This is a genomic window from Fictibacillus phosphorivorans (assembly GCF_001619875.1).
In the GTDB taxonomy this organism is placed as follows: Bacteria; Bacillota; Bacilli; order Bacillales; family Fictibacillaceae; genus Fictibacillus; species Fictibacillus phosphorivorans_B.
In genome coordinates this window covers 1-7,517 of sequence record NZ_LRFC01000028.1, presented here as the reverse complement: position 1 = coordinate 7,517, position 7,517 = coordinate 1, and the positions used below count along the sequence as shown (strand labels likewise).

The following is a 7,517-nucleotide window of genomic DNA, read 5'->3' as shown; positions in this document are numbered from 1 at the left end:
CACTTGATATGGACTCGTTACGTGGTCAAATTGCTTCCAAACAATATGGTGAAGTTCAACATAACTTTAATAATGATAATAAGCGTCTTATCATTTTGCCTAAAAATGCAGGACCACGTAAAACGATTGAAGAGCCAATTGCTATCGTTGAGAATCAACCTAAAGAACCGGCCCCACAAGATCTACTAAAATACGGTTTTCGGGGAGAGGCAGTTAAAAAGCTGCAGCAAAAGTTAAACGCTACTGGTTTATTCGCTTTAACTGTTGATGGCATCTATGGTAAGAAAACTGAGCATGCTGTACGGGATTTCCAAAAAGAAAAGGGACTATCTGTTGACGGTATCGCGGGTCCACAGACTTTTGCTAAACTTGCTCCGGTTCAAGAAAAGCCAGTTCATGAAAAAAAGAAACCATCATCAAAGGCGATCGTTTCTTATCCAGGTCACCTTATTAAAAAAGGGTCTAATGATAAAGAAAACATAAAGAGAATTCAACGAGCCGTTGGTGTAGAAGCCGACGGTATTTTTGGGCCTAAAACCGAAGCAGCTGTAAGAGCGTATCAGAAACGAAAAGGTTTAAAAGTTGATGGAATAATCGGACCTGAATCCTGGAACAAACTATTTTAAAGGAGGGATACTTTATGAAATTAACAATGGATAAACCGTCTATCTTACGTGTGGTTGTTTGGTTAATAACAGCTATAAACATGGTACTCGCACATTACGGAGTGCTATTTTTTATTCCTTCAGAGTTTTGGGCACCGATTATTGCTGATGGTATCTTTCTAATTTGGTCAGCTTATGTTGGACATAAGAATAATTATCTATCACCAAGAGGAAAGTTGCAGAAGCAGGAACTTATTAAGAGAGGTCTGTATCGACCTAATAAATAGAACATTAAAAAGCCCACCTAAAATTGGTGGGCTTTTCATTAATTTGTTATATCCTTTAATGATAAATAACCACTATAAGAAGTGACAATGGTTGTAAAAAATATAATTGCTAGAACGCCGATTATTAAGTATTTCGAAAACGCTTTTAATTCTTCACTTTCAAATGCTTTTATTAAGAGATAAAAAAAGCCAACAACCCAAATTGCATTTTTAAAAAATCCAATTAGTATTGTTGTGACTAAGTTTGTGAATGTACTCAAATCCATCTTTAATCCCCCTAATCTTCGTAAAAACCCTTATGACTTTTTGTGTGTCTACCTGTATAGTCCCAGTAACCAGTTGCAACCTTTTCCAGATGCCCTCTCATGAACTCCTTTAGATCTTCTTCCATTTCATGACCTTCGATTTCATCCACAGTGAAAGTGATTTGTCTTGCCTTCTGAAAATCCATCACTGTTATTTTCCTATTAGAACTTGTAGGGCTTTTAACCGTGAACATTATTCCATATCTCATGTAGTAATTCCCCCTAATATATCGACTAAATTACCAATAATTATATACGAATATACGTTCGGTTTAAACTAGATTTAAGAACAAATGTTCGTTATAATTGGAACAAAGGGAGGATGGCAGCATGAAAAAGTTCTTATTAAGATGTCAATTGGACCATAAACCAGTGGAGATTATGTACTTATCTAACTCTGGCCAAATCAGTCAAAGAATCATATCGATAAAAGAAATTAATGAAACAACAATAAGAGCCTACTGTCATTTGAGAAAAACTCAACGAGTGTTTAAATTGGATAACATACTTTCCGTTAACTATAAAAAGGCTGCAGGCTAAAGGGGGACTTAACATGAAAGGATTAACTAGGGCACAACTTAATGTTTTTGATGCACTCCTGACAAACATAAGACGTAGAAATTATGCGCCTTCTATAGAAGAAATCTGTCTGGTTTCAGGTCATAAATCGAAAAGCACAGTGCATAGGCATTTGAAAATATTAAAGGTAGCTGGTTATATTCAGTGGGAAGAAGGAAAGACCAGAACGTTAAAAGTGATCAAATCAGTTTCAGAGGGAGATCGCCAAAGGCTCTCATTAAAATATGAATATGCAAATTAAAGAAAATCCCACCTAACTAGGCGGGATTTTTACATCTTCCAGAAATCATCAGACTTAACCTTCGGATCCAACTCACGAAGAGCACTTAAAATTTTTTTCATTGTCTTTGCATTTGGTTCTCGTTCATTGTCTCCAGTAGTTAAATCACTTATTGTATTACGACCTAGTCCACTTTTTTTAACTAACCACTGTTGCGAAATACCCCTATTGTCCAACCATTTTCCTAACTTGCTTCTGTTTTTTCCTAATCCAAACATAAGAGATCACCCTTCAAATTCAGTTATTTTTATAGTCATGTCCATTCTTCACTAAAAATAAAACAAAATCGCACAATAAATAGTGAATAATGGACAAACGGTCTTACATAATCATTTATCAAGCAGGTAAGAACTACAATCGACAGAAGGGAGATGTAGTGGAAATGCCTATAAAAAAGAGTTCACTTGTTTTAAATACAGAGGATCCTGAACAAAACCTTCTTCACCAATTTGTTAATTTCCTTCCTAATGGCAAAAAACGTAATTCAAGTGCTTTCTTGAGGATGCTAGTAGATCGTGAATATCAAAAACAAAATCAACAAACTTCAGGGATTAAAATAAGATTTGAGTAGGGGGATGGACAGCATGAAAGTACGCATTAATGGAGTCCCATTAGAAATGTTAAATATGGATCAAATAACTTTAATTGATCAAATAGAAGTCCACGAGAAAAAGAAAATGAGTAAAAGCCTAAATAAATTTGCTACAACCTTATGGACTATTTCTGGAACCTTCTTCGCAAAATCGTCCGTTCTAGCTTCTGGATCGTTTTATCAAGAGATGCAGCCTTTATATTATGTGTTTCAAGATATCGCACTGGGATTAGGCGGACTCGCTTTAATTGCAGGTCTGATCATGCTTGTGTTTAAGAAACGATGGGGAATTACCACTATTAAAGTTATGGGATTGGTCATAGGCGGGGTTTTCTTAATTCCTAGTGCTATCATGTTACTTGCTATTCTTGGTATTTCGTTAAACGAAGCATTATATTCAGCTCTTGAAAATATTCGTGGGGATGCAGCTGGAACAAAGGCGGTGTTCAAACCATGAAATTCTTGATTGGTGCTTTCCTAGGATTCCTAACAGGTATGTCATACGGAGTATTTCAAGCTGTTGAACTTCCGGAAGGTAACTTTGTTAAAATCATGGCCGTTTTAAAAGGCTTATTGGAGATGATGTGAAATGGTTGCAGGATTGCAGCTTGCTGATCATAGACACACGATAAAAATAAAGCTAACTTCTTCGACTGCTAAAGAAGTGTATCCCGAAAGACAAACACAAAAACAACCACAAAAAACAATCCCGATTATTGTTCCAGAGAATCCGCCAACAGAACCTTTCATTAAATCTAAGTATTCCTCATTTCAACTTATTCCTCATACAAATGTCAAAAATGATAAGGTAAGTCAATTCTCAGAAGTTATCGCAGACACATACCAAGAGTTATTTCAAAGATTAAAAGGAAAAGAATTTTCCGACCCGGATCGGATATTCTTCGAAACCGAAATCAAAAAAGATTCATTTCGTACGTACGTAGCAACTAATTCCGAACTGAATGAAACCATAAAACAGCACGTAAGGATGGTTTGGAAGGAAGTTACCATGTCTAACAACCCTAAAGAGGAATATATGGAACTTGTTCCTGCTAGTCTTGGATATGAGTTCAAACTAAAACACCCTTTTTTCCTTTCATTAAAGACAGACCGGAGGATGCAAGAAGTTCCATTACCTGAATTATTGGAAGTGTCCAGGACAATGTTAGAAGGTGAAAAAGTTTTCATCCAGTTTGGATTTCAAGCTGCTGAAAATGATTGGTTTAAAGATGGCGAAGAACAAAAAGAAACGTACGAAAAGAAACCACCGAAAAGATGGAAGAAAAAAGAGCTAAGTAAATCAACAGAATTTAAGCTTGGAGAAGCAGGATTTGATTTCTGCTTAAGAGTTATAGTTTCTTCTAACGATGAACGAAGAAAAAAAAGGATTTCCAGAGGTATTATTCTGGCTTTAAAGCAGCTGAATCAAGATAACGAACTCCAAGAGAAACAAATTAAGCCATCTGCCATGAAGAGGTTTATTGAGGATATGAAACAACGAAGAATTAAAGTGCCATTCTTGTTTGGGAAACGTCAAATTCTCTCGAGTGCGGAGATTGCTCATTTTGTTAAATTACCTCAACGATCGCTTCAAAATGAGTATCCAATAATAGAGATGATTGCAGGAAAAGAAATAAAAATACCAGAGACTTTAAAAATGTCTGGAATCCAATTAGGATCAGCTACATTTCGCGGGAAGGCACAACAGATATTCATGCCTACACATAACTTTGATGAATTATGTTTACCAAGGATTGCTATTGGAGGGATGGGATCAGGTAAAACAAAGGGGTTTGGAGCAAACTGGATCGTTCAATCGGTGAACAATAACTTTGGTGCGTTGGCAATAGATCCTGCGAAAGGAGAAATAGGAAACGAGGTGGAGGCTTCACTGCCAGCTGACAAAGTAATAAGAATAAAATTAGGGGCATCCTTAATCGCGCTTGATTGGTGTGAAGTAAAGTATTCGTCTCGAGCCAAAAATCGATTGGCCAATACTGTATTAGGCTTTTTTAATACTGCTACCGATGAAGCTGGAGCTCAAACAGGCAGATATATTAGAGCAGCTGTAATGGGAATGAAAACAGGAAAGCTATCTGAAATCATGAGGATTTTGGAAGATGATAATTATAGAACAGAGCTGCTTAAAGAAATGGATGGAAAGTTAAATCACCTTCATAAAGCTACCTTAGAAGACTTGAATAAAATGAGTGAGGGAAAAAAAGCACAAATTTTAGCTCCAATCTATAACAGATTAGATACTATCCTGGGGGATGAATATTTAGCGGAATGCATGGAGTCAAATGTATCGATTGATATGGTTGATTTAATGAGTCAGCGAAAAGCGATAATAATCGATGTGCCAAAGGCTGAATTAGGACCAGAAGCGGTTGATTTGATCGTAAACCTCCTCTCAACGAAGATTGATCTTGCCATGACTTTAAGAAATGAACAAAATCAATTCCCGTTCTTTGTGGTGTTTGATGAACCACATCAATTCTTAAGATCAGCAAAGACTTGGAAGTCAGCTGTAGTGGAATCTCGGAAATGGAGAGTAGGTTATGTTTGGATGTTCCACAGCTGGGAGCAGATCCCGAAGGACCTGGCGGAAATAATTAAAGCAGCTGGACCACATTATCACTTATATCCATCAAGCAAGAAAACGTTTAATGACCTGAAGGAAGAAATAGCTCCTTTTGCCATAGAAGAAGCTTTAAGCCTCAAACGATTTCACGCAATAAATATCATTAGAACAGGTGGGGAAGTTATTAAACCCTTCATAGCAAAGATGGCTGCACCGCCTAGTTTTAAAATAAATTGATGTATTTATTGAAAAGTGTCATAAAACACACCCTGCCACGCATATGCTGTGGTGTGAAGGCGCCACGCAAAAATAGGCTTTTTGTACCCTCTCCAAATAACTGGAGGGGGTTTTGTTTTTATCATCTAGTTCGTATTTAGGTTCGAACAGGTAAGTTCTTAATTTAGGATAATTACAAGTTTCCATATATAAAAAGTACCATCTTCTGGGAAAAGCATTTATAATTATAGAATATCTTCCTTTGTATTTCCCGGCGGCTAACCAGTTAGCTTTTTTGTCGAAATTGTGAAAGTTTTGTCGAAATGGATATTTATTGGTATCAATTGATACCGTTTTTGGGTATACTACATTAACGGAGATGATTTTAAATGCAATTACTGGAGATTCTTATTGTCAAACATTGATGCATTTGCCTTTCTTCGGGAAGCTAAACAACTCATCTCGGTTGGAAAGAAAGATTTTATCAAAAGAACATACGACCACCCATCAGGCCGAAAAGTTAAATGGATAGAGGCCTTACTTGATATAGGATTATCTAATCCTAGTCAAGCTTGGGATGAAACGCTAAAGCTGACCCCTGACGATTTTATCGATGGTCCGTGTGAAGATAGCGACAGACCACACGAGGGTAAAGTTATTTGGATTTTCAAAAAGGAAATAAACGGTGTATCGGCGTATATTAAATTGAAAATCGATTCACGACGCGGTTGTGTATGTTTATCTTTCCACAAAGACTGGTAAGTAATACTTTACCTTTCTAAATATGAGGTATTGGGGGAAATACAATGGAGGATACTATGATGGTTGCTACTAAAATCAAGTATTGTGATAGTTGCCAAAGGGATATTGAGGCGTCAGTCGTCACACGACCTGCAACCTACACGTTCAAGAATGAAACTTTTGAAATTATAGAACGTGTTTTACAATGCAGTTGTGGAGAAGACCTTTACGATGAGATTTTGGATTCAGAGACGATGAAAACGCTTACAAAACTTTATGAAGAGCGAGCTGGTTTATCTCTTGAAGAAATAAAATCAATTCGGGAGCATTATGGTCTGTCTATGGATTTATTTTCTCGTATCCTTGGTTGGAGTAAAGCCACAATTGTTCGATATGAGACAGGGAAATTCATTCCTGATTCAACACATATGCTAGTTCTAAAAAGGCTAAAAGAACAACCAGAAGCGTTAGATGATTATTATAAACTTACAAAGCACAAATTTACCGAGAAAGAACAAGAAAAAATAACTGCAAAGTTAAATACTAATGATCAAGCTAAAGTTGAAAATGAATTAGTAAAAACTTTATATCTTAATTACAAATTACATGAAAAAACTATTGAGTCTGGATATAGTTCATTTAATCTCGAGAAATTTATAAATATGATTTTGTTTTTTACTCAAAATGGTGTTTTAAAAACTAAATTGATGAAGCTTTTATTTTATGCAGATTTTTTAAATTATAAAAGAAATCTTCTTTCAATTAGTGGAATGCCTTATGTTCGCCTTCCTTATGGACCGGTTCCAAAGGATCATGATTTATTGGTATCTAGTATAGCTAAAAACGATTTAATAAATATTGAGTATGACTTTTTAAATGAGTATACACTTATTAATATCAAAGCTAATCAAGAATTTGATGATACTCTTTTTGAAAAAGGAGAAATAGAAATACTTGAACTGGTCGAGGAACACTTTAAGTCACACGGATCTGTGGCAATAAGTGACTTTTCACATGAAGAAGATGCATGGAAACATACGGAGGATAGAGATATAATTTCGTATGATTATGCCGGTACGTTACAATTAACCTAAAACTTTGGTAAAAGCCCTAATTTTTTGGGGCTTTTTTTGATAACTAAATTATAATGCTTAATATTTTATAAAAAATCACAAACTCACAATAAAATCACAAAAATCACATTTGATGATGAAGTAGAGCGAAAAAATGTTTAGGGTGAATCCTCAAAATTCTTTGAACCAATGGGGTATTTGAAGATAGACGAAAGTGAGCGGTTTTTGAATGATAGATGGGCGGCATGATGTAAT

12 protein-coding genes are annotated in these 7,517 nt (G+C 35.8%); 9 read left to right on the top strand and 3 right to left on the bottom strand.

Features of this window, described 5'->3' with window-relative positions; genetic code table 11:
• Positions 1–626 (top strand): peptidoglycan-binding domain-containing protein (locus AWM68_RS13455; protein WP_197468173.1); only part of this gene is annotated, 626 nt, incomplete at its 5' end.
• 14 nt (positions 627–640) lie between these two features.
• Complete coding sequence (locus AWM68_RS13450; RefSeq protein WP_066242670.1) at positions 641–892, top strand: hypothetical protein; 252 nt, start codon at positions 641–643, stop codon at positions 890–892.
• A 38-nt stretch (positions 893–930) separates the two neighbouring features.
• Here AWM68_RS13450 and AWM68_RS13445 read toward each other — a convergent pair whose 3' ends face one another.
• Both AWM68_RS13445 and AWM68_RS13440 read right to left on the bottom strand, forming a co-directional pair.
• On the bottom strand, positions 931–1,158 hold the full coding sequence (locus tag AWM68_RS13445; protein WP_066242666.1) for a hypothetical protein: 228 nt from the start codon (positions 1,156–1,158) through the stop codon (positions 931–933).
• 11 nt (positions 1,159–1,169) lie between these two features.
• Positions 1,170–1,406: a hypothetical protein gene (locus tag AWM68_RS13440; protein WP_066242663.1), complete on the bottom strand. Its 237-nt coding sequence runs from the start codon at positions 1,404–1,406 to the stop codon at positions 1,170–1,172.
• Positions 1,407–1,750: 344 nt separating this feature from the next.
• On the opposite strand from AWM68_RS13440, the gene AWM68_RS13430 reads away from it, so the two are divergent.
• A complete protein-coding gene (locus AWM68_RS13430) occupies positions 1,751–2,017 on the top strand; it encodes a hypothetical protein (protein WP_066242654.1) in 267 nt (88 codons plus the stop codon).
• Between the two features lie 29 nt (positions 2,018–2,046).
• On the opposite strand, the gene AWM68_RS13425 is transcribed toward AWM68_RS13430, so the two are convergent.
• Positions 2,047–2,274, bottom strand: coding sequence for a helix-turn-helix domain-containing protein (locus AWM68_RS13425; RefSeq protein ID WP_066242651.1), 228 nt, complete (start codon positions 2,272–2,274; stop codon positions 2,047–2,049).
• 164 nt (positions 2,275–2,438) lie between these two features.
• On the opposite strand from AWM68_RS13425, the gene AWM68_RS13420 reads away from it, so the two are divergent.
• The 6 genes from AWM68_RS13420 (at position 2,439) to AWM68_RS13400 (ending at position 7,283) form a co-directional block, all read left to right on the top strand.
• Entirely contained in the window at positions 2,439–2,627 is a 189-nt protein-coding gene (locus tag AWM68_RS13420) for a hypothetical protein (RefSeq protein ID WP_066242648.1), read from the top strand.
• A 13-nt stretch (positions 2,628–2,640) separates the two neighbouring features.
• Entirely contained in the window at positions 2,641–3,105 is a 465-nt protein-coding gene (locus AWM68_RS13415; protein ID WP_066242646.1) for a hypothetical protein, read from the top strand.
• The gene (locus AWM68_RS22030) at positions 3,102–3,236 is read left to right on the top strand and encodes a hypothetical protein (RefSeq protein WP_269446794.1); all 135 of its coding nucleotides are present in this window, start codon (positions 3,102–3,104) and stop codon (positions 3,234–3,236) included. The genes AWM68_RS13415 and AWM68_RS22030 overlap by 4 nt, the downstream gene beginning before the upstream one ends.
• 1 nt (position 3,237) lies before the next feature.
• Positions 3,238–5,469, top strand: coding sequence for a hypothetical protein (locus tag AWM68_RS13410; protein WP_066242643.1), 2,232 nt, complete (start codon positions 3,238–3,240; stop codon positions 5,467–5,469).
• A gap of 390 nt (positions 5,470–5,859) precedes the next feature.
• On the top strand, positions 5,860–6,210 hold the full coding sequence (locus tag AWM68_RS13405; RefSeq protein ID WP_066242640.1) for a hypothetical protein: 351 nt from the start codon (positions 5,860–5,862) through the stop codon (positions 6,208–6,210).
• Positions 6,211–6,254: 44 nt separating this feature from the next.
• Positions 6,255–7,283 (top strand): type II TA system antitoxin MqsA family protein, encoded by a 1,029-nt coding sequence (locus AWM68_RS13400; protein ID WP_066242635.1) that lies wholly within the window; start codon positions 6,255–6,257, stop codon positions 7,281–7,283.
• Positions 7,284–7,517 lie beyond the last annotated feature (234 nt).